Annotated in this window: 20 protein-coding genes, 1 other RNA gene and 1 pseudogene; 12 read left to right on the forward strand and 10 right to left on the reverse strand. The window is 53.8% G+C overall.

Translation table 11 applies throughout. From position 1 onward, the window contains the following. Positions 1 to 4: 4 nt before the first annotated feature. Positions 5 to 1258: a cysteine desulfurase gene (locus tag GN241_02870; protein ID XAT56391.1), complete on the forward strand. Its 1254-nt coding sequence runs from the start codon at positions 5 to 7 to the stop codon at positions 1256 to 1258. Positions 1259 to 1331: 73 nt separating this feature from the next. Here GN241_02870 and GN241_02875 read toward each other — a convergent pair whose 3' ends face one another. Next, positions 1332 to 2207 (reverse strand): 4-hydroxy-tetrahydrodipicolinate synthase, encoded by an 876-nt coding sequence (locus GN241_02875; protein XAT56392.1) that lies wholly within the window; start codon positions 2205 to 2207, stop codon positions 1332 to 1334. Between the two features lie 111 nt (positions 2208 to 2318). Between GN241_02875 and GN241_02880 the strand changes: the two genes are divergently transcribed. Then, the gene (locus GN241_02880) at positions 2319 to 4307 is read left to right on the forward strand and encodes a transglycosylase SLT domain-containing protein (GenBank protein XAT56393.1); all 1989 of its coding nucleotides are present in this window, start codon (positions 2319 to 2321) and stop codon (positions 4305 to 4307) included. On the opposite strand, the gene GN241_02885 is transcribed toward GN241_02880, so the two are convergent. Together GN241_02885 and mnmD are read right to left on the reverse strand one after the other, a co-directional pair. Beyond that, positions 4290 to 5159, reverse strand: coding sequence for an EamA family transporter (locus tag GN241_02885; protein XAT56394.1), 870 nt, complete (start codon positions 5157 to 5159; stop codon positions 4290 to 4292). The genes GN241_02880 and GN241_02885 overlap by 18 nt on opposite strands. After that, complete coding sequence (gene mnmD / locus GN241_02890; GenBank protein XAT56395.1) at positions 5149 to 5841, reverse strand: tRNA (5-methylaminomethyl-2-thiouridine)(34)-methyltransferase MnmD; 693 nt, start codon at positions 5839 to 5841, stop codon at positions 5149 to 5151. The genes GN241_02885 and mnmD overlap by 11 nt, the downstream gene beginning before the upstream one ends. Before the next feature lie 67 nt (positions 5842 to 5908). On the opposite strand from mnmD, the gene GN241_02895 reads away from it, so the two are divergent. Then, a complete protein-coding gene (locus tag GN241_02895; GenBank protein ID XAT56396.1) occupies positions 5909 to 6937 on the forward strand; it encodes an FAD-dependent oxidoreductase in 1029 nt (342 codons plus the stop codon). Positions 6938 to 7054: 117 nt separating this feature from the next. Beyond that, a complete protein-coding gene (locus GN241_02900; GenBank protein ID XAT56397.1) occupies positions 7055 to 7543 on the forward strand; it encodes a tRNA (N6-threonylcarbamoyladenosine(37)-N6)-methyltransferase TrmO in 489 nt (162 codons plus the stop codon). Between the two features lie 26 nt (positions 7544 to 7569). Here the strand turns inward: GN241_02900 and GN241_02905 are convergent, their stop codons facing one another. Next, positions 7570 to 9261 carry an acyl-CoA dehydrogenase gene (locus GN241_02905; GenBank protein ID XAT56398.1) on the reverse strand — a complete coding sequence of 564 codons (1692 nt, stop codon included), beginning with the start codon at positions 9259 to 9261 and terminating at the stop codon, positions 7570 to 7572. Between the two features lie 148 nt (positions 9262 to 9409). Here GN241_02905 and GN241_02910 point away from each other — a divergent pair, with 148 nt between their 5' ends. Further along, on the forward strand, positions 9410 to 10180 hold the full coding sequence (locus tag GN241_02910; GenBank protein XAT56399.1) for a TSUP family transporter: 771 nt from the start codon (positions 9410 to 9412) through the stop codon (positions 10178 to 10180). Here the strand turns inward: GN241_02910 and GN241_02915 are convergent. Next, positions 10177 to 10809, reverse strand: a complete 633-nt coding sequence (locus tag GN241_02915) for a ribonuclease T (protein XAT56400.1) — start codon at positions 10807 to 10809, stop codon at positions 10177 to 10179. The genes GN241_02910 and GN241_02915 overlap by 4 nt on opposite strands. 140 nt (positions 10810 to 10949) lie before the next feature. Here GN241_02915 and GN241_02920 point away from each other — a divergent pair, with 140 nt between their 5' ends. Next, a complete protein-coding gene (locus tag GN241_02920; GenBank protein XAT56401.1) occupies positions 10950 to 11696 on the forward strand; it encodes a DUF1013 domain-containing protein in 747 nt (248 codons plus the stop codon). A 59-nt stretch (positions 11697 to 11755) separates the two neighbouring features. Here the strand turns inward: GN241_02920 and recR are convergent, their stop codons facing one another. Together recR and GN241_02930 are read right to left on the reverse strand one after the other, a co-directional pair. Next, positions 11756 to 12349 (reverse strand): recombination protein RecR, encoded by a 594-nt coding sequence (gene recR / locus GN241_02925; GenBank protein ID XAT56402.1) that lies wholly within the window; start codon positions 12347 to 12349, stop codon positions 11756 to 11758. A 51-nt stretch (positions 12350 to 12400) separates the two neighbouring features. Then, on the reverse strand, positions 12401 to 12745 hold the full coding sequence (locus tag GN241_02930) for a YbaB/EbfC family nucleoid-associated protein (protein ID XAT56403.1): 345 nt from the start codon (positions 12743 to 12745) through the stop codon (positions 12401 to 12403). Between the two features lie 181 nt (positions 12746 to 12926). Between GN241_02930 and GN241_02935 the strand changes: the two genes are divergently transcribed. After that, on the forward strand, positions 12927 to 14474 hold the full coding sequence (locus GN241_02935; GenBank protein ID XAT56404.1) for an AMP-binding protein: 1548 nt from the start codon (positions 12927 to 12929) through the stop codon (positions 14472 to 14474). A gap of 66 nt (positions 14475 to 14540) precedes the next feature. On the opposite strand, the pseudogene GN241_02940 reads toward GN241_02935, so the two are convergent. Further along, positions 14541 to 16375, reverse strand: a pseudogene (locus tag GN241_02940) (DNA polymerase III subunit gamma/tau). Between the two features lie 99 nt (positions 16376 to 16474). On the opposite strand from GN241_02940, the gene GN241_02945 reads away from it, so the two are divergent. Next, a complete protein-coding gene (locus GN241_02945; protein XAT56405.1) occupies positions 16475 to 16960 on the forward strand; it encodes a protein phosphatase in 486 nt (161 codons plus the stop codon). A 5-nt stretch (positions 16961 to 16965) separates the two neighbouring features. Here GN241_02945 and ffs read toward each other — a convergent pair. Beyond that, positions 16966 to 17064: signal recognition particle sRNA small type (ffs, locus tag GN241_02950), an RNA gene on the reverse strand. A 108-nt stretch (positions 17065 to 17172) separates the two neighbouring features. Between ffs and nudC the strand changes: the two genes are divergently transcribed. Continuing rightward, complete coding sequence (gene nudC, locus GN241_02955; protein ID XAT56406.1) at positions 17173 to 18123, forward strand: NAD(+) diphosphatase; 951 nt, start codon at positions 17173 to 17175, stop codon at positions 18121 to 18123. Between the two features lie 60 nt (positions 18124 to 18183). Further along, positions 18184 to 18600 (forward strand): hypothetical protein, encoded by a 417-nt coding sequence (locus GN241_02960; protein ID XAT56407.1) that lies wholly within the window; start codon positions 18184 to 18186, stop codon positions 18598 to 18600. Positions 18601 to 18645: 45 nt separating this feature from the next. On the opposite strand, the gene GN241_02965 is transcribed toward GN241_02960, so the two are convergent. Further along, positions 18646 to 19476, reverse strand: coding sequence for a prephenate dehydratase (locus GN241_02965; protein ID XAT56408.1), 831 nt, complete (start codon positions 19474 to 19476; stop codon positions 18646 to 18648). A 111-nt stretch (positions 19477 to 19587) separates the two neighbouring features. On the opposite strand from GN241_02965, the gene GN241_02970 reads away from it, so the two are divergent. Next, positions 19588 to 20106 (forward strand): c-type cytochrome, encoded by a 519-nt coding sequence (locus GN241_02970; GenBank protein ID XAT56409.1) that lies wholly within the window; start codon positions 19588 to 19590, stop codon positions 20104 to 20106. Positions 20107 to 20670: 564 nt separating this feature from the next. Continuing rightward, positions 20671 to 21156 carry a hypothetical protein gene (locus tag GN241_02975; protein XAT56410.1) on the forward strand — a complete coding sequence of 162 codons (486 nt, stop codon included), beginning with the start codon at positions 20671 to 20673 and terminating at the stop codon, positions 21154 to 21156. The last annotated feature ends 29 nt before the right edge of the window (positions 21157 to 21185 follow it).

Below are 21185 nucleotides of genomic sequence, written 5' to 3' on the forward strand. Positions count from 1 at the left end.
AAGAATGTATGAGCTGTTTCTAATCTGGGATTGGTTTGAATTTGCCCTGCGCTGGTTGCATGTGATCACGGCGATTGCATGGATTGGCTCTTCGTTTTACTTTATCGCGCTTGATTTGGGGCTGCGCAAAGCACCTGATTTGCCCGCAGGCGCGCATGGCGAAGAATGGCAAGTGCATGGCGGTGGCTTTTACCATGTGCGCAAATATTTGGTGGCCCCCAGCGATATGCCCGCGCATTTAACCTGGTTCAAATGGGAAAGCTACGCAACTTGGCTGTCGGGCGCGGCATTGCTGATGGTGGTATATTGGGCGGGTGCTGAGCTGTATCTGATTGATTTGGCAAAAGCTGAACTCAGCGTTGTTCAGGCTATTTTGATCTCGGCTGGATCCTTGGCTGTGGGCTGGGTTATTTACGATGCTTTATGCAAATCGCGGCTTGGAAATACTCCAACAGCTTTGATGGTTTTACTGTTCATTCTTTTGGTGGCGATGGCTTGGGGCTATGATCAGATTTTTACCGGCCGCGCCGCTTTGTTGCATTTGGGAGCCTTCACTGCCACCATCATGTCGGCCAATGTGTTTTTTATAATTATGCCAAATCAACGCATTGTGGTGGCAGATCTGCAGGCGGGGCGCAGCCCTGATGCAAAATATGGTAAAATCGCCAAGCTGCGATCGACCCATAATAATTATTTAACTTTGCCGGTGATTTTTTTGATGTTGAGCAATCATAATCCGCTGGCTTTTGCCAGCCAGTATAATTGGTTGATAGCAGGTTTGGTATTTTTGATGGGGGTCACTATTCGCCATTATTTTAACACGCGCCATGCGCGCGCGGGGAACCCAACTTGGACATGGCCGGCCACTGTTATTTTGTTTATTTGCGTGATTTGGCTGTCAGGGCTGCCGCTTTGGCAGGACGAAGATTTGGACAGTCGCGGGATGTCTGAACAGCAAACGCTGTTTGCCAATGCTGACGGGTATGCGGCGGTTCATGATATCGTGGTGGGGCGCTGCTCGATGTGCCACGCGCGCGAGCCGGTTTATGATGGGATCCGACGCGCACCTAAACACATATATCTGGAAACCGAATTTGACATCACGGCAGAGGCCAGGGCCGTGTTTTTGCAATCGGCGGCCAGTCACGCGATGCCTCCGGCGAATGTCACATGGATGGAAGAGGGCGAACGTGCACAAATTCGGCGCTGGTTTCGAAACGCCACCGAGCACATGCCCTTGCGTGTCGCGCTGCAGTAAGCGCAGCCCAGAAAAAAGAGAGTGGTTTCACATTCCGTAGCGGTTACACTTGCCTCGGAGAGCGAGCGGAAAGCTAGCTCAGCAGTGCCGCATGCTCCATTGCCTGCTTGATCAGCGCTTTCGTTGCCTCGCTCAGTGGGGTAAGCGGCAAACGTACGCTATCGTCGCAGCGGCCCAAAAGCGATAAGCCGTATTTTGCACCAACCAAACCAGGCTCGGTGAAAATTGCCTGATGCAGCGGCATCAGCCTGTCTTGGAGGGTTAGGGCAGCGGAATAATCCCCTGCCAAACAGGCTTCTTGCAATTGCGCGCACAGCGCGGGCGCAACATTGGCTGTAACTGAAATACACCCAATACCACCCTGCGCATTGAACCCATGCGCCGTTGCATCCTCGCCCGAGATCTGCAGAAAATCCGGCCCGCATGTGATGCGTTGTTGGCAGACGCGCTCCAAATCTCCCGTTGCGTCTTTGACGCCGATAATACGCGGCAGCTTGGCCAATTTCCCCATTGTTTCGGGTGACATATCCACCACCGAGCGGCCCGGAATATTATAAATCACAATCGGGAGATCGCAGGCATCATGCAATGTTTTAAAATGCGCGATGAGCCCCTCTTGCGTGGGCTTGTTATAATAGGGCGTAACCACCAAAGCGGCGCTTGCGCCCACGTCCTTGGCGTGATGCATAAACCGCAATGATTCGGCGGTATTGTTCGAGCCCGCGCCGGCCACAATCGGAATACGCCCGGCCGCGGCCTCGACAACCGCGCTGACCACCGCTTCATGTTCTTCATGGCTTAAGGTGGGGCTTTCTCCGGTCGTGCCCACCGGCACCAAACCATGGCTTCCCTCAGCAATATGCCACTCAACCAATGCTTTCAAACCCTCAAGATCCACGGCACCATTTTTGAAGGGCGTGATTAAAGCGGGCATAGATCCTTTTAACATGACGGGCGTCCTTGACTAGCTGGTTGGATCGGGCAGCGCATCGGCTCTTTGATCCCAGATTGATATTAGGCAACGCTTCGCCGATGTAAAAGAGGCAATTGGTTTCGGGCGATGGCTGCGCTACACTGCCAGTGTCTAGCCTTTTTGGAGCAAAAGTTGCAAGCAATGTTGCGTGTCTTCCTGTTTTTTTTGCTCTTACCAGCCGCGTCCTTTGCGCTGACCGACGTGCCGCGCCCGTTCTCCCAAGCCCTCACGGCGATGGCGGCGGAAAAATGGGATCTGGCGCTGCGCTTTGCGGCAAAAGAAGGGCCGGTTGCGCGGGATGTGATTGAATGGCATTTGCACCGTGCCGGGAAGGGGACGGCGCCTGCGGCCTTATCGTTTTTGAAACGTCGTCCGGATTGGCCGGGCCTGCCCTATTTGCGTAAAAATGCCGAAGCAAGTTTTGCCGATGCCAGCCCCGAGCAAGTGCTGGCGTTTTTTCAACAGACCGCCGCTCAAACGGCCCAGGGCGCCTTGATACATGCCCGGGCTTTAGAGGCGATGAACCGCCCAGAGACGGCAAGGCTGGTGGTGCAAGAAGCCTGGCTGGGGCTGTCGATGTCACAAGCTGTTCAAGCGCAGTTTTTGGCGCGTTACCAAGCGGATCTATCTGGCTTGCATATCTCACGATTGCGCTGGTTGCTCTGGCATAATCATAACTCGCAAGCGCGCAATATGCTGGCCTTGGTGCCCAAGCCTGAGGCTGCTTTGGCGCGGGCGCGGTTGGCGTTGATGCAACAGCAGCCGGGCGTTGACGGATTGATTGCCCAGGTCCCAAAATCGTTACAATCGGATCCCCTATTGGCGCATGCGCGCTTTGTTTGGCGCGCGCGAAAGGGGCGCGCGGATGCGGCCTTGGCGCTGATTTTAGAACAAAGCAGCTCGGCAAAAACGCTTGGTGATCCGCCCGCTTGGGCCGAAAGGCGCCGGCATTTGGCGCGTGACTTATTGCGCAAGGGCGCCTATGCAACCGCCTATAAAATCGCAGCGCAGCACCATTTAAGCGCGGGCAGTAAAAAGGCCGAGCTTGATTGGCTTGCTGGTTATACCGCGCTGAAATTCTTGGAAAAGCCGGACGCTGCAGAAAAGCATTTCAAAGATTTTCTCACCTCGGTGGAAACGCCAATTTCCTTGGCGCGCGGGCATTATTGGCTGGCCTTGGCACAATCGCAAATGGGGCGCAATCAGGCCATGGCTGTAAGCATCAAGAGCGCTGCCAGCTACCCCACAACATTTTATGGATTGCTTAGCGCTGGATTGGCGGGTCGTGCCTTAAACGGGCCAGATTTTGCGCGCAGCTCTTTGCCTGATTGGCGCGGCGCTTCTTTTCAAGGCAGCTCAGTCTTTCAAGCGTCCATCGTTTTATTTGCCGCCCAGCAGGATCTGCTGGCCGAACGTTTTCTGACGCATATGGCAGAAACTCTGCCGGATCCGCAGATTTTATATTTGGCCGATTTTTTGGAAGAGCTCGAAAAACCACGGGTTCTGGTGATGCTTGGCAAGCGCGCCGCTAGCCAAGGCCGCTATTTTCCACGCCCCACATTTGCGATGCATCCGTTGAGTGAGCTTGTGGTTGCGGGCAGTTCAGGCGAGCTGGCGCTGGCGATCGCCCGCCAAGAAACCGAATTTCGGACCGGCGTGGTCTCGCCCGTTGGGGCGTTGGGTATGATGCAGGTGATGCCGCTCACCGGGCGCGAAATGGCCCGAAAGCTTGGGTTGCGCTACCGCAGCGCGCGGGCGCGTGATGATTGGCCGTATAATGTCCGCCTCGGCTCGGCATATTTGGCAGAGTTGAATAAAAAATATGATGGCAATATTGTGTTGGTGGCGGCGGCATATAATGCCGGGCCTGGCCGCGTGGATGCTTGGATCCGAGCGTCCGGCGATCCGCGCAATCCAGGGCAGGATATCGTTCATTGGATTGAGATGATACCATTTCAAGAAACTCGGAATTATGTGATGCGGGTTACCGAAAGCCTGCCTGTCTACCGCGCGCGGCTCGGAAAAACGCCTTTGCCAAAAGCCTTTCTGGCGGAGCTTTCAGGGCATGGCTTTTAGCCGCTCGCGCCAAAGGGTGAAAAGACCGGCCGCGATCACCAAGCTTGAGCCGATCAGGACATTCTGCTTTAAGGTTTCGCCGAACACACTTAGACCGATCAAAGAGGCAAAGACCAGTTGCAAATAGGCAAAAGGCTGCACTGCGCTGGCTTCAGCCACTTCGTAACATTTGATCAACAGCCAATGTCCCAAAACCCCAGTGATACAAAGCGCGGCCATCCACAGCCAATCAGTTTGCACCATTGGTTGCCAAAACCAGATACCGATCGTGCTCATTACGATGGCGCCGATTGTTCCGGTCCAAAAAAAGCTGGTTTCCGCCGCGTCTTGACGGGCAGCATAGCGCGTCAGCAGGCCGTAAAGCGCGAATAAGATGGCGGATAAAAGCGGTATCGCCGCGGTGGTTGAAAAAACATCCGAGCCTGGATTGAGAATGATAACAACGCCGATAAATCCGACAAATATCGCAATCCAGCGCCGCCAACCCACTTGTTCGCCCAAGATCGGTCCAGACAAAGCGGCGATCAACAAAGGATAGCAGGCAAAAACGGCATGGCTTTCGATCAAACCCAGCAGCTCGAAGGCGCTGACCATGACGCAGATTTCCAACGCCAAAAGCGCTCCGCGAAAGATTTGCAATACCGGCTGGCGGGTATAGGCCTGTTTTCGCAGCCCCCCGGGCTTGCGATTGGCGAGGGCGATGACAAAAGCGGCAAAGAACCAATAGCGGATCATGACCACCATCAAGACGTTATATTCCGTTGCCAAATGCCGCGATATTCCATCTTGCACCGCAAACACCAAGGTGGTCAGGATCATCAAAAAAATCCCAAAATTGGGGTTATTCTGCATCAATCAATCCTTTGGTGGCCAAGCTCATATGCCGTTTGCGGCCAAAGCCGGGCAATCGAGCCACCTTAAACCCTGCCGCTTGAAGATTGCGCCGTACCTCGCCCGCGGCGCTATAGGTGCTGGCGCTGCCGCCTGCCTGAGTTTTGTTATATATCGCTTGCAGAAGATCTGCTTGCCATAATTCGGGGTTTTTAGCCGGTGAAAACCCGTCAAGAAACCAGCAATCCGCTGCCCCCTGCCACAGGGGCAGGCTAAGCCGTGCATCACCTTGCACAAGCCTGAGCGTAATATCGGTGGTTTCAATTTGTCCAGTGGTCAGAAGGGTTTCCCAAAGCGGTGCGAATTCTGCGCTCAGCGTTTGCAGCATGGGAAAAGCAGCCTGCGCTTTGATCATATCTGCCGCGCTTAACGGAAAGGCTTCAAAACTGGTGAACAGCAAACGGCCTGGGCGATCTATGCGCCGCCAGCTTTCTAACAGGGTTAGAAAATTAAGCCCTGTGCCAAACCCCAATTCGGCGATCGAGAACCCGTCATGCAAACGCTCTGGCAAGCTATTGGCGTTTAAAAACACATGCTTGCTTTCGTCAAACCCGCTTTCCAATGAATAATAGGGGTCATCAAATTGCAAAGAGACGGGCACATTTTGCGCGCGCCATTCAAGTTTGGGATCTTGGGGTGTCATTTCAGAGGCCTTGTGAATGACGCGCTGCGCCGATAGGGACAATGCACCAGAAGCATGAGGGTTGGCAATGCTCGATGTAACGATCAGAGGGGCGGGTATTTTGGGCCTGTCCATCGCGTGGGAATGCTTGCAGCGCGGCGCCTCTGTGCAGGTGATCGATCCTTATGGAGTGGCCTCGGGGGCCAGCGGCGGCATTGTTGGGGCATTGGCGCCGCATGTGCCCGAAAACTGGAATTCCAAAAAAGCCTTTCAATTTGAAAGTCTGATGATGGCTGATAGCTTTTGGACCTCTGTGCAGGCTGCCTCTGGCCTATCAGCCGGGTATGCGCGTTTGGGCCGCGTGCAACCCTTGCCCGCGGATGCGTCGCTTGATCTGGCCCTGGCGAGGGGCGAAAATGCGCGTCAGCTCTGGCAGGGGCAAGCGGGCTGGCATGTGCTTAACGAGCGCCCCAGTTGGGCGCCAGACTCGGCGTCTGGATATTGGATCTTTGATGATTTATCGGCCCGCATCAATCCGCATGCGGCTTGTTTGGCTTTGGCCGAGGCGTTGCGCCGCTTAGGGGCCAGCATTTCAACGCAGGGGGTTGATCAAGGCCGCGTGCTCTGGGCCAGCGGCGTGCATGATTTGGCGCGGATCAGCGCGGCGCACAACCGCTCATTCGGAGGCGCTGTGAAAGGCCAAGCCGCGTTGCTACAGGTCGATCGTGCAGAGCATCCGCAGGTTTTCGCAGAGGCTTTGCATTTTGTTCCGCATGAAGATGGAACGCTTGCGATCGGATCAACTTCAGAGCGCGAATTCAGCGCCGCCACCAGCACGGATGCGCAGCTTGAGGCCTTGCTAAATAAAGCCTATGCGATTTTCCCCGCTCTCGCGGGTGCGCCTGTCATTGCGCGCTGGGCTGGGGTGCGCCCCAGAAGCCGTAGTCGAGCTCCGGTTTTGGGCCGGCATCCTTTGCTTCCGGAGGCCTTCATTGCCAATGGTGGATTCAAGATCGGGTTTGGCATGGCGCCCAAAATTGCGCAGGTTATGGCGGATTTGATGCTATTGGAACAAGATCATATTCCAGAGGCCTTTCGGCCAGAGGCGTCGTTTTAAGGGGCGGAATTTTACATTTTGGGTGCGTTCTGGCCGAAAAACCGGCTGCGGCATGTTTTGACTTTTGCTCAGATTTATTGACACTGATATGAGAGCGCATTCATCCAAGAGGTTCGCATGCCGCCAAACCCAACGCTGCGTCCACAAGAAGTGGTGCTGATGCCCGATCCGGCCGAGCGTGCGGATGCAACTCTGGCTTTTATTGGGGTGATCCGTTCGCCCTGGCAGCGGGAAAATTGTCCAAAAAACCTAACCCAAGCCCGCCTACGTGATGCGGGGCGGGCGGTGGTGGAAATACAGCCAGAATTCTGCCCGGGTCTAACCGGGTTGGCGGTGGGTGATCTGATTTGGCTGCTGCTTTGGTTTTATCGCGCGCGCCGTGATATTATTCTTCAAGCACCGGCGCATGCCGATGGGTTGCGCGGTGCCTTTGCGCTGCGCAGCCCGGTGCGCCCCAATCCAATCGCAATGGAGGCGGTTCAAATCCTAGCCATTGATCATGCATCTGGCAGGTTTGAAATCGATGCCACCGACGGGTTTGACGGCACCCCGGTTTTGGATATTAAGCCCTGGCGCGGCGGCATTGATATCCCGCCGACCCTATAGACATGGCAGTTGGGTGCGCCCGCGCTTTAGGCGGCTTCCAATACCCGCCGTGCGATCACTTGCGCCTGAATTTCTGCAGCGCCTTCAAAGATATTCAGAATCCGAGCATCGCAAAGAATGCGGCTGATTTTATATTCCAGCGCGAAGCCGTTGCCGCCATGGATCTGCAATCCATTATCCGCCGCTGACCAGGCCACGCGGGCACTAATCAGTTTGGCCATGCCCGCTTCTACATCGCAGCGGCGGTCATTGTCTTTTTCAAAGGCGCTAAAATAGGTCAGCTGGCGGGCGATCATAATTTCAACCGCCATCATCGCCAATTTATTGGCAACCCGCGGGAAGGCGATGATGGGTTTGCCAAATTGTTTGCGATCCTGCGCGTATTGCAGCGATATATCCAAGGCCGATTGCGCCACACCCACAGCGCGGGCCGCTGTTTGAATGCGCGCGCTCTCGAAAGTGTGCATCAATTGCTTAAAGCCCTTACCCTCTTCGCCACCTAGCAGGTTCTCTGATGTCACCTCGAACCCGTCAAACGCGAGTTCGTACTCTTTCATCCCGCGATAGCCCAAAACTTCAATCTCGCCGCCGGTCATATTGGGGGTAGGAAATGGGTCTGCATCGTCGCCGGGGGTTTTTTCGGCCAGAAACATCGACAGGCCGCGATGGTCGCTGCTGTGCGGATCGGTGCGCGCCAAAAGGGTCATCACATGCGTGCGCGAGGCATGGGTGATCCACGTTTTATTGCCGGTAATGCGATAGCCATCGTCAGATTTTACCGCGCGCGTACGCAAGGCGCCCAAATCAGACCCGGTATTTGGCTCTGTGAAAACCGCAGTGGGAAGCGTTTCGCCGCTGGCGATTTTGGGCAACCATTTTGCTTTTTGGTCTTCTGTGCCGCCGCATAGAATCAGCTCAGCTGCGATTTCAGAGCGGGTGGCCAAAGACCCAACCCCTATATAGCCGCGCGATAGCTCTTCTGAAACAACCGCCATCGACGCTTTGGAGAGGCCAAACCCGCCAAGGTTTTCCGGAATTGTCAGGCCAAACACACCCAGCTCTGCCAAATCGCCAATAACCTCCATCGGAATAAGCTCATCCTGCAAATGCCAGTCATGCGCGTGCGGTTCGATGCGTTCCAAAGTATACCGGCGAAATTGTTCGCGGATCATTTCCAGCTCTTCATCAAGCCCGCTGTTGCCGAAAATCAAATTGCCTTGATCCTCTTGCATCAGCGTCACCAAAAGAGTTTTTGCGGCTTGGCTATTGCCACTTTGCATCAACTGCACAACAGCGCTTTGCTGAAAATCCCCTACGTCTTCTGGGGTTAACCCGATATCTTGCGGCCGCAAGATTTCGTTTTGACTCATCGGGATACCGCCGATGATTTGCTGCAGATATTCGGCAAATCCAATTTGTAAAATCAACTGGTTTGGCAATGAAAACTGGTCTTCAGTTGCCAGAGAGGCGGCCCAATTGTGCATTTGACGCAGCGATTCGGTATAGGTGGCCAGCCAAGCCAAGCCATGCGCTTGGAGCTGATGGGTTTCAAGCCGAACTGGATCAACGCGCCCGTCATCACAGATCACACTTTGGCAATGTACCTTGGCCCGTTGCAGCAATTGCTCTACGCGTTGCGTTGCGGCTTTTGTCAGCGTGAGCAAATCTTTCAATATTACATTTTCATCTGAAAAATTGCGCTTCGATCCATCTGGCATGACACGGCTCCTTTTGCTTGCGCCTCTGATAAGCCTTTTGCAACTGCAGCGCAATATAAATTCAAAATAATGTTGAAATTTGTTCAAAAATTTCGCAGTAAACTTGATTATTGCCCTAACTGCTCTGAATTACCTGTGATAAAGCCCCATGATGGATGTGATTGTCAGCAATATGTCGCAGTGGCATTGGTTCGTTGCGATCGGTGTGGGATGCTGCGCGGGGTTCATCAAGGGCGTGGTTGGATTTGCCATGCCGATGGTGTTCATCGCTGGGCTCAGCTTAATCGTTCCACCAGAATTGGCTTTGGCAGGGCTTATCCTGCCAACCTTAATCACCAATATCTGGCAGGCTTTTGCACAGGGCCGCACCGCAGCCTGGCAATCCGTTACACGCTTTCGGCTTTTTTTGATCACCGGCTTGGTGTGCGTTTTGATCAGCGCTCAGCTGGCCTCGGTGCTTCCAGACATGTTGTTTTTGGGCAGTTTGGGTGGGCTGATCGTATGTTTCTCACTTTTGCAACTATGCGGCCTTGGCTTGCCCGTGATGCGCGCGGGGCCTAAGGCCAGCATTATCTTTGGCAGTATCGCGGGGCTTTTGGGGGGCGTTTCGGGCATTTGGGGACCGCCAACTGTGGCGTATTTGACCGCTTTGAATACTAATAAATTCGAACAAATGCGGGTGCAAGGCGTGATTTACGGATTGGGCGCGGTGGCCTTGGTGGTGGCGCATATAGGATCGGGTATATTGACCCTCGCAACGGCGCAGTTTTCGGCGCTTCTTGTCCTGCCCGCGGCGCTTGGGATGTGGCTTGGGGTGCAGATTCAAACGCGCATCGATCAAACTCTGTTTCGGCGGGTTACGCTGCTGGTTTTGCTTGTGATGGGCTTGGTTTTGCTGCGCCGCGCCGCGTTTGGCTAGGGCGGCGTTGGCGCGCTGATAAAAGACTCTGAGCAGCCGTTCAAAACATCCCGTCCACAGTGGCGCGGGGATAGTGTTTTATCCAAACAGATCCGTAGCTCATGCAATAACCCTTTTCGACAGGTCACCAGCAAGTTTTTGGGTTGCAATTGGGGATTATCGCGCAAAACGCTGTCTTTCAGACTGGCCGGTGCAAAGCGCTGCTCGGAAAGCGGCAGGGCCAGCGGGTCTGGTTTTCGAATTGCCTCAAACGCGGCGCGCGAGGCCAGAAAATAATCATCCGGAGAAAGGCCCGCGCAGGTGCCATGCTTGCGCCAAGCATGCAACGCCAAGCCCTCGCTGCCCATGATAGGGCGCATGGTTTTAAGCTCTTTCGGCGTTGGCGCGGGCTGCGTCGTTTTACAAAATTTTGGCCAGCCATTCTCATATTGTGGCCAGAGCCCGTGCAAAATCCACCTAAGGTCACGCGTGGCATCGCATTGTTCAGCACCGCGCTTGAGTCCGGTTAACTGGCACCAACTGGGCGACCAGCTGAGCGATAACACGTAATAATCAAACGTCTGCGCTTTTGCGCTATGGCCCGCAAAGACCCAAAGCCCAACACATAGGATCTGTATAAACTTCTGCATGGCCTCTTTTCTTTTCGATATGCCTTATATATAGCATAAGCAAGTTCCCCGACACCGGAAGCCCGCCTTATGCAAGGCAGCCTGACTTTCAGGCACCGGGAGAGGTTTACGTGACGCCAGATGTAGCAAGGAGTAACCCTATGTCAAAACCAATTATGGCCCGTGCGACCGCGGTTTGGCTGGTCGATAATACCACGCTGACGTTCAAGCAGATCGCAGATTTTGTTCAAATGCACGAACTCGAAGTGCAAGGCATTGCAGATGGTGATGTGGCCACTGGGGTGAAAGGATTTGATCCGGTTGCGAATAATCAGCTTGAGCAATCCGAGATTACGGCGGCCGAGGCTGATCCTTTGCATAAGTTGAAGCTGAAATTCAACGCCGCCGCGCAGGGGGAAGAAAAACGCCGCGGCCCACGCTATACGCCGCTCTCCAAACGCCAGGACAGACCGGCGTCAATTCTGTGGCTGGTGAAATTTCACCCCGAATTAACCGATGGGCAAATTGGCAAGCTGGTGGGCACAACCAAACCTACGATTCAAGCCATCCGCGAACGTACGCATTGGAATATCTCGAACATCCAGCCGATTGATCCGGTTGCGCTGGGCCTGTGCAAACAATCTGAACTCGATGCGATTGTTCAAAAAGCCGCTGCGAAAAAAGCCGCCGATGGTCCCGTTATGGACGATGATGAGCGTCGCAAATTGGTGAGCACTGAGCAATCTTTGTCAATGCCGGCAGAACCGAAAATCCCGGCTGCGATTGGAGGGTTGGAATCCTTTTCGCTGCGCGAAGATGAGCCTGTTGACACGCCAGAAGATGACTTTTTGGATGCGGATAGCTTTTTCAATTTGCCCGAGGGCGATCAGCCTGAACTGGACGATTGATTGCTTTTCTCTGCGCGCATTCGGCCCAAGCCGCCGGATGCCGCTGCGACGCTTTTGAATCAGACTGCTTTGCGCGCCTTTAAGGCGGCCGTGATGGTGCCGTCATCTAAATAATCCAACTCACCGCCTATGGGCACGCCTTGCGCCAACGTGGTGACTTTGGTGCGGCTTTCCAATTGATCTGCCAGATAATGCGCTGTGGTTTGCCCCTCGATGGTGGCGTTCAGCGCCAAGATCACTTCGGTGATATTTTCACTGCTAACGCGATCAATAAGTTTAGGGATGCGCAATTCATCGGGCCCGATCGCATCCAGCGCCGAGAGGCATCCGCCTAAAACGTGGTAGCGGCCTTTGAAAACCTGCGCCCGCTCCATCGCCCAGAGATCGGCGACATCCTCCACCACGCAAAGTTCCCCCGTGGCGCGCCGCTCGTTGCGACAAATATCGCAAATATCTTCGGTCCCAATATTGCCGCAGTTCAGACATTCCTGCGCGGTTACCGCAACCGTTTGCATCAAGTCGGCAAGCGGGCTCAGCAATAAGGCGCGCTTGCGGATCAAATGCAACACGGCGCGGCGGGCAGAGCGCGGGCCCAAGCCGGGCAGTTTCGCCATGAGCTCTATCAAAGCATCAATATCTTTGGTTTTGCTCATCGCAAGCGCTTACCCGTTTTTTGATATGGTCTGAAAATCTATGGCGCCCTTTTAAAACGGCAGGTTCATCCCAGGGGGCAAGCCAAGGCCTTCTGTCATTTTGCCCATTTCATCTTTGGCGCGCTGAGCCGCTTTTTGCTGGGCATCTTTGATCGCCGCCAGAATCAGATCTTCAACAACTTCTTTATCATCACCCGAAAATATAGATTTATCGATATCCAAACCGGTCAAATCGCCCTTTGCCGTGCAGCTGGCTTTTACCAAGCCTGCGCCGGCTTCACCGGTAACGATAATGTTGTGCATATCCTCTTGCATTTGGGCCATTTTGCCTTGCATTTCGGTTGCAGCCTTCATCATTTTGGCCATATCGCCCATGCCGCCTAAGCCTTTGAACATGTTCTTTCCCCTTTGACTTCGATGCTCTTTCCTACGCAGTGTCACGCCCAAAAACAAGCGTTTTGACGGGGCCGCTAGCCCCGCTCATCGCCAATCTGCGCTGCAGGTGATTTACAAACCACTCTTGCAGGATTTAACGTTAGCCTATGGGTGAGCGCAACCGCCCAGGAAGAAGAGGGATATGCAGGGCCAAGAGGCAATATTGACGGGGATTGATCCCAATCTGGCCGCTCAGGCGGCAGGTCTGACATTGAGCGCCTTGATTGAGGTGCAAACCCGCTTGCGTCCGGATCATCTGGCTGTGAAGGATGCCGTCACTGGCTATAGCTATCGCCAGCTTGATCAACGCAGCAATCGCATGGCGCATTATTTCACAGCGCGCGGCATCGCACGCGGAGACCGTATCGCGATTTTATCAGAAAACCGGATTGAATATATCGAAGTGTTTCTGGCCGCTGCTAAAATTGGCGCCATCGTGGCCTGTCAGAATTGGCGTTTGACGCTTGGCGAGCTGCGCCATTGCCTGAGCTTGGTTGAACCACGACTTTTGCTGGCCTCGCCGCGCAATCAGGCGCAGGCAGAAAGCTTGGCCGATATCGCGCCGGTTCAAATGATCGATGATGTTTGGGTTAAAGCCTTGATGGGCTATTCCAGCAGCGCTGTGCCGGAATGTGCCACGCCCGAAGACGGCGTCGTCATTCTTTATACAAGCGGCACCACCGGCCTGCCAAAAGGCGCTTTGATCAGCCATCGGGCGGAAATCGCGCGGGCCGCGACGCAAATGCTGGATATGCCAGCAGATCCCGAGGATGCGTTTATTGCTTGGGCGCCTTTGTTCCACATGGTCTCAACGGATACGGTGTTTAAAACCTTAATACTTGGGGGAACCGTTATTGTGGTGGATGGGTTTCAACCGGATCATCTTGCAGATTTGATCGCCACCGAAAACTTGGGGCGATTGACTTTGATGCCCGGAATGATTGCGCCGCTTCTTGCGGCGATGCGGGCCAAAGAGTCGCGGGTGAAATCTGTGAAATGGGTTGGCGTTATGGCGGATTTGGTGCCGCTGGATCAAATTGCCGAAGTCACAATGCTTTTTCAGGCGCCTTATTTAAACACATTCGGCGCCACCGAAACCGGCTTTGCCCCCGCATCTGCAGGCCATATTGGGATCGGTGACATTGCGACCAGCTTGGACAAAAAACAAAGCGCGCTCTGCCAAATCAAATTGGTTGATGCGCAAGATCAAGAGGTGCCCGAAGGAGAGGCCGGAGAATTGGCGATCCGCAGCCCGGCATTGTTCAGCGGCTATTGGAATAACCCCAAAGCCAATGCAGAGGATTTCCGAAATGGTTGGTTTCATATGGGGGATATGTTCAAGCGCAGCCCAGAGGGGGGATTGCGCTTTGTCGATCGTCGCAAATATCTGATCAAATCGGGCGGAGAAAATATTTACCCGGCCGAAATCGAGCGGCTTATTCTAGCAGATCCGCGGGTTTTAGAGGCCGCGGTTGTGCGTCAGAAACACCGCCATTGGGGGGAAGTTCCCATTGCTTTTATTGCCCGCAAAGATGCTAGTTTGAGCGAGGCAGATATTCTGGCGCATCTATGTACAGGGCTTGCGCGCTACAAGCTGCCGAAAGCCTTTCATTTTATCGCCGAATCCGAGTTTCCCCGCAGCACCACCGGCAAGATCATGCGCCATGTGTTAGAGCAGCGTCTTGGGTGACGTCTCAAACGCCTTTTTCAGCCTATCAGGACGGATCTAAAACTTTGTAATAGACGACAACTCGCCTTATTCTTCGAATGGATCCCATTCGTCTTCGACGGGCTGCAGCGCGTCGGTCTCCGCCTCAGCTACCAAATCTTCAGGGGTGCGGATTTCGATGATTTGCGCCTTTGGAAAGCTGTCAAACACGGCTTTTACAAGCGGATGCGCCAAGGCTTTTGTCTTCAGGGCCTCTTCTGCGCTGCGGCGCATGCGCGCAATGGTCTGGGCACCGCCATCATTCACCAAGCTCACCGCCCAGCGCTGGCCCGTCCATAATTGAAGCCGGCTACCCAGCCGTTGGGCAAGATCGGCGGGCGCATCAGCGGTGGGCACGAATTCAATCCGCCCCGGTTGATACCGCGCCAGCTGTACGCAATTTTCCACTTCGACCAAAAGCCGAACATCGCGCTGCGCGCGTATCAGATCTATAATATGATCGAAACTGGGATAGGCGGCCAGCATCTGCTGCGTATTGAGGGCCAAAGCCTGTTCAGCCCCGCCAAGAACAGCGCTTGGGGGCGAGATATTTTGATTGCCGCTGGGGCTTTGCCCGGACTGCGCCGCAGAGGTGGTGGTAATCGCGCCCGTACTGCCAGTTAAAGCGGTTTCTGCGCTCAGCCCCGCGCCGGCGCCCGCGCCAGCGCCCGAACTGCCGCCTGAACTGCTGGCTAAACCGCCCCCTGCGGAAGGGGGTGACATGTCTTGTAATTTTCGCACCAACTCTTCGGGGCTGGGAAGATCTGCCACATGGGTCAGCCGGATCACCGCCATTTCGGCCGCCATCATGGCGTTCGGGGCTTGTGACACTTCTTCGATACTGGTCAGCAACATTTGCCACATGCGGGTCAGGGCGCGCATTGGCAAGGCCTTGGCCAAGCTCAAACCGCGCATCTGTTCCTCTGGAGAAACGGTTGGATCCTCTCCGGCATCTGGGGTTATTTTCACAACCGAAATCCAATGCGTAACCTCAGCCAAATCGCGCATTACGGCCAGAGGATTGGCACCATCGGCATATTGTCCGCCCAGTTCGCTCAGCGCAGAGGCGGCATCACCGCGCATAATCATTTCGAAAAGATCCATCACCCGCCCGCGATCTGCCAGCCCCAACATAGCGCGCACTTGCTCTGCCGAGGTTTCGCCAGCGCCATGGCTGATCGCTTGATCCAGAAGCGATGTGGCATCCCGGGCTGAGCCTTCAGCGGCGCGCGTGATAAGGGCTAGGGCATCGGCAGCAATTTCTGCCTGCTCGGCTGCGGCAATTTTTTTCAAGAGCGCGATCATCACATCCGGCTCGATCCGACGCAGGTCAAACCGCTGGCAGCGCGACAACACCGTGACCGGTACTTTGCGAATTTCGGTTGTGGCAAAGATAAATTTCACATGCTCGGGGGTTCTTCCAGCGTTTTCAGCAGCGCATTGAACGCATTGGTCGACAGCATATGAACTTCATCGATGATATAGATCTTATAGCGTGCGCTGGCGGCGCGATACTGTACGCTTTCGATGATTTCTCGAATATCATCAACGCCGGTCCGGCTGGCCGCATCCATTTCCAGCACATCCACATGGCGGCCTTCCATAATCGCCACACAATGCTCGCATGTGCCGCAGGGCTCGGTGGTGGGCCCGCCGCGGCCATCGGCGCCAATGCAATTCATACCCTTAGCAATGATCCGCGCGGTGGTTGTTTTGCCGGTGCCGCGAATCCCTGTCATCACGAAGGCTTGCGCGATCCGATCCGCCTCAAAGGCGTTGCGCAACGTGCGCACCATCGCCTCTTGGCCAACAAGATCGGTAAAGGTTTCTGGCCGATATTTGCGCGCTAGAACTTGATAGCCTTGGGTCGGGGTTTCGCTCATGCTGGGTCTCGGTTATACTCTTATCTACTACGCTAAGCTGTTGTGACGCGAAGGTCTAGGGGCTGCAGAGGCGGCTGATCGAAAAAGGGAAGCCTGCGCATGTTTTCAATTTTTGACCTTGCGATTGGCGATGCAGCGCTGGCCTTATGCCCGCTTCCGGGGCGGTTTTCGCCCTATGCGCAGGATTTTACGGCGATTCTGGCCTGGCGTCCGGATTTGGTGCTGAGCCTGACGGAGCGCTGTGAAATGGAACCTTTGGGCGCCGCAGATTTTCCGGCAGATTTAAAGGCCCAAGGCATCCAGTGCTGCCATTTTTCAATTTTAGATTATCAAACGCCAAAGCCGGAACATGCCAAGCGATGGCAATCGGTTGAGGCAAAGGCAGGTCGTATACTTGGCCAAGGGGGGCGGGTTTTGGTGCAGTGCTTCGGTGGCTGCGGTCGCTCGGGGATGGTCGCTTTGCGGCTTATGCGCCGGATGGGTCTATCCGCTGATGTGGCGCTGTCGCATCTGCGCGCTATCCGGCCCTGTGCCATTGAAACGCCCGAGCAAGAGCGTTGGGCGCGCGCCGCCTTTGAAGAGTGAGAAAAAAGTGAGAGGCTGGACAACGACCCAAGCGGGGCTCGTTACGGCTGCTTCCTTCCGGATCTGACCGGGTTGGCGAGGCGCCTGCCCGCGCCAACCTCTCAGGCGCACCTTTAGGGGATTTTAAAAAAAACTGCAACCTCCCCGCGCGGGTGATTGCTCTGCCTTGATCATCATGTCATCAGGGCGGTTAGGCAAAGAGAGGGCAAAGAATGAAACTGGCAGAAACCGTGACATTTGGAGGGTCGGCCCTTGATCGTGCAGCAGAATTGCGGGGCAGCGCACAGGGCCAACCGCAAGCTGGCGATCAGGTCATTCTTTTATGGCGGGGTAAAATTCTGGTTGATAAAGCCGCAGAAAACCCCCTGGTGCGATTGCGCCTGCCGCAGCCTTTAACGGTGGGCGCGCCTTGGATTTTTTTGGGTCAAGAGGCAGGGCAGCGTATCTTTGCGTTTGATATTTCAAGCTGGACGCCAAACGATCAGGACCTTCCGCCAGAGGGCGCCTTTAACGATCCGTCAGAGCAATATCATCCAGAATTGGCAGAAGGGCTTCGATTTTGCGAGCTGCGCTCATATATGACCTCGTTATCGCCGCGCGATGCAGAATTATCCGCAACTGCAAAGGCGATGTTTCATTGGCACGCATCGCATAGGTTTTGTGCCCGTTGCGGGGCGGCCAGCGACAGCGCACAATCGGGCTGGCAGCGGGTGTGCCCGCGCTGTTCGGCGAGCCATTTTCCACGCACGGATCCTGTTGTGATCATGCTGATTACCTCAGGACAAAACGTCCTTTTGGGGCGCTCTCCGCATTGGCCCGAGGGGATGTATTCGCTTTTGGCGGGGTTTGTGGAACCTGGCGAAACCATCGAAGCGGCGGTGCGGCGGGAAGTTTTGGAGGAATCGGGCATCCGAGTGGGGTCGGTAAGCTATTTGGCATCACAGCCCTGGGCCTTCCCAAATTCGCTCATGTTTGGCTGCCATGGCGAGGCGCTGAACACTGATATCACCATAGATCCCAATGAATTGCAGGATGCGCTTTGGATCAGCAAGGCTGAGCTGAATGATATCGTAGCGGGGATCCGCACCGATATTCTGCCCGCCCGGGCTGGATCTATTGCGCATTTTCTTTTACAGCATTGGCTTGCAGATCGTTTAGACTAACTTGATTTTAATCATCATAGGCCGATGCATTTAACGGCGCGACATAGATTGAACCATTCGTTGAAGTTCGTTAGCCAAAGGCTGACAGATTTCCAACGCTTTGAAACGCTTGCTGAGGCGAAGGGCATTTTGCAGAATCGGCGGGGCGATTTGCAGAAACCTGTAACTTGCAACTGGGCTTTGGAATTTTGGTTTCGCGGTAAAATGCGATATCCTGAGCTCAGCGTGCCGCGCTTTGATACGCCGCAAGATTGGAGCTTTGAGCTGCAGGAGGCCGCATTATTCATTCGGTGTGATATGGCGCTTGAGGCGGGCGATGAAACGCATAGCTTTTTGCGCATTTCCTGTACGCTTCGCCCGCTAAACCTGGGCATGTTTATGCGCTTGCAAGCGATCCAACTGGCAGCGCATAAAACCCAAAAGCGCTTTCAAGCCGGGTGTGAGCATTATATCAATTTGGCCTTAGCGCTGCCCTAAAGCAGCAGGCGCATGGCCCGCTTCCAAAAGTAGAAGCTAAAAGGCTCAGCGCGCTGTATCGGCCGGATAAGTCCCCAATATTTTGAGTTCTGAGGTAAAATACGCCAATTCTTCTAAGGCCAATTGCACGCTCTCATCCTCGGGATGTCCCTGAATATCGGCGTAAAATTGGGTGGCTTGAAAACTGCCCCCCACCATATAGCTTTCCAATTTGGTCATGTTCACGCCATTAGTGGCAAACCCGCCCATCGCTTTATACAGGGCGGCCGGAATATTGCGCACTTGAAAGACAAACGTGGTCATCATCTTGCCAGAGCCACGATGGGTGAAATCTGGGGTGCGGGCCATATGCAAAAACCGGGTCGTGTTATGGCCGTGATCTTCGATATTTTTTGCTAAAATATTCAAACCGTAGATCTCGGCAGCTAAAGCGCTGGCCAAAACGCCGCGTTCACGGTTTTGGCTCTTCGTCAGATCAGCCGCAGCGCCCGCGCTGTCAACCGCGCTGACCGGCGTAATCGCATGGTCGCTTAAAAAGCGCCGCGCTTGTGGCAGTAAGACCGGATGCGCCAGCGCCTGCGTAATCGCGGATAAGGGCACACCGGGCAAGGCTATCAAACTGATCCGTACCCGGGTGAGCGTTTCGCCAATGATATGCAGCCCCGAATCGGGCAAGAGGCGGTGGATATCGGCCACCCGTCCATAGGTTGAGTTTTCCACCGGCAACATAGCCAAATCCGCTTGATGGCTGCGCACCGCTTCGATCACATCTTCAAAGCTACGGCAGGGTAAAGGTGTCATATCGGGGCGCGCCTCTTGGCAGGCTTCATGGGAATACGCTCCCAACTCGCCCTGAAATGCGATTTTTCCGGTCATTTTTCTCTGCTTTTCTTCAAATTGGTCGTTTCGTCGCGGTTTCTACACCTTGCATACCGCGAGTGGAAGCGATTAGAAAGCGCTCAGGCATATTCAGATGGAGTTCACGCAATGCTAGACACGATGACACTTACCAAAGTTGTGGGCAGCCTTTGCGGCGCATTGTTGGTGTTTTTGCTTGGCAATTGGGTTGCCGAGGAAGTCTATCATATGGGGGGTGGGCACGGCGAAGAACACGCGGCTGGCTATTACATCGAAGTGGAAACCGCTGAAGAGGAATCCGAAGAGGAAGAAGAAGTTGATTTTGCCGAATTGGTGGCGATGGCCGATACTGGCAAAGGCGCCAAGGTCTTTGGCAAATGTAAAGCCTGCCACAAGCTGGAAGACGGTGCCAATGGCACTGGGCCGCATTTGTATCAAGTGGTGGATCGCGACGTAGCCGCCGCAGATGGATATGGTTATTCAGGCGCCTTGATCGAAGTGGCGGATGTTTGGACGATCGAAAACCTCAACGGGTTTCTGGAAAATCCAAAATCATATGCGCCCGGCACAAAAATGGGCTTTGCGGGTCTTAAGAAAGTTCAAGACCGTGCCAATGTGATCGCATATTTAGCCGAAGCTGCCCAGTAAACGTTTAAGTATCAATTCCTGTACGAGCCATTGATGCGTTGCGGGAGGCCGCAGCGCAATCGCTTCTATGCCTGTGAACGGCGTGAGGGTTTAGGCTTCACGGCGCGCATATTGCGCAGAAATACCGTTTTATCAGTGCGTTTGGGGAAGAGATATGGGCACTGGCACGTAATGTTTACGAGGAGGGGATTTTTTCTTAGATCCCTTTTTCCAAGAGCAAATTTTACAAATATTTTCAAAATACGATTGATCAACCTGATACGTATCTTGGTCTCAAGGTATTTCTTGGTGATAAAATTTTAGGATTTTCTTATGCGTATATTGGTGGATAATTCATTGGTGAGGGTGCGAGAGGGGTTACTGTAAACACAATCAATGTGGATCAATCCGCCCGTTCAGATGTGCTTGGCGGTAAAGTTGCGCTTCGCCTTGTGCGTGGTATTGAGGTTTGGGCGCGAAAACAAAGAGCGAATGTGATACTCTATCATGTTACATCTGGAAAAAATGTTGCCAACATCGACAGGTTTTTTCGAAAAATTGGGATGACAATTTTAGGAAGGAAGTATGGCAGTCTTATTAAATAAGACAATAAAATCAATTGTAATCACTATATCGTTTGTTGGCTTATTAGGTTTTCTTTTTTGTTTGCCCATTTCATCCAAAGCGGAGGAGAAAAATGCGGTTAGCGAAGAGTTTCTGAACTATCTAAACGACAGTGTATTCGTTAGCGACCCAATGAATACCAACCATTTAAGTGAGGTAAGAAAAAGTCATTGGAGCTGGGACATTACTGAAATTGTTGATAGATACATTGCGGAAATTGACCAGACAGAATTTATTGCAAGTATAAAAACAGATAGTCGCTTTTCATATAATGAGAGTAATAAAGGTGGAAGCTTAACCATTAGTTTCAGAAATGAGGTAGGTTTTTTCAAAGAAAACAAAAGTTTTTTCAAGCCTTATTATGAGCTTACATTTTTCTTATCGGAAGACGATGATCAAAATAATGAATCAGTTTTACAAGCGTTTTTATATTTAAAAAGCCTGTAGGAAGGATTGTAGAATGGCTGAAAGTATCA

The organism is Rhodobacteraceae bacterium IMCC1335 (genome assembly GCA_039640495.1).
Taxonomy (GTDB): Bacteria; Pseudomonadota; Alphaproteobacteria; order Rhodobacterales; family Rhodobacteraceae; genus Thalassovivens.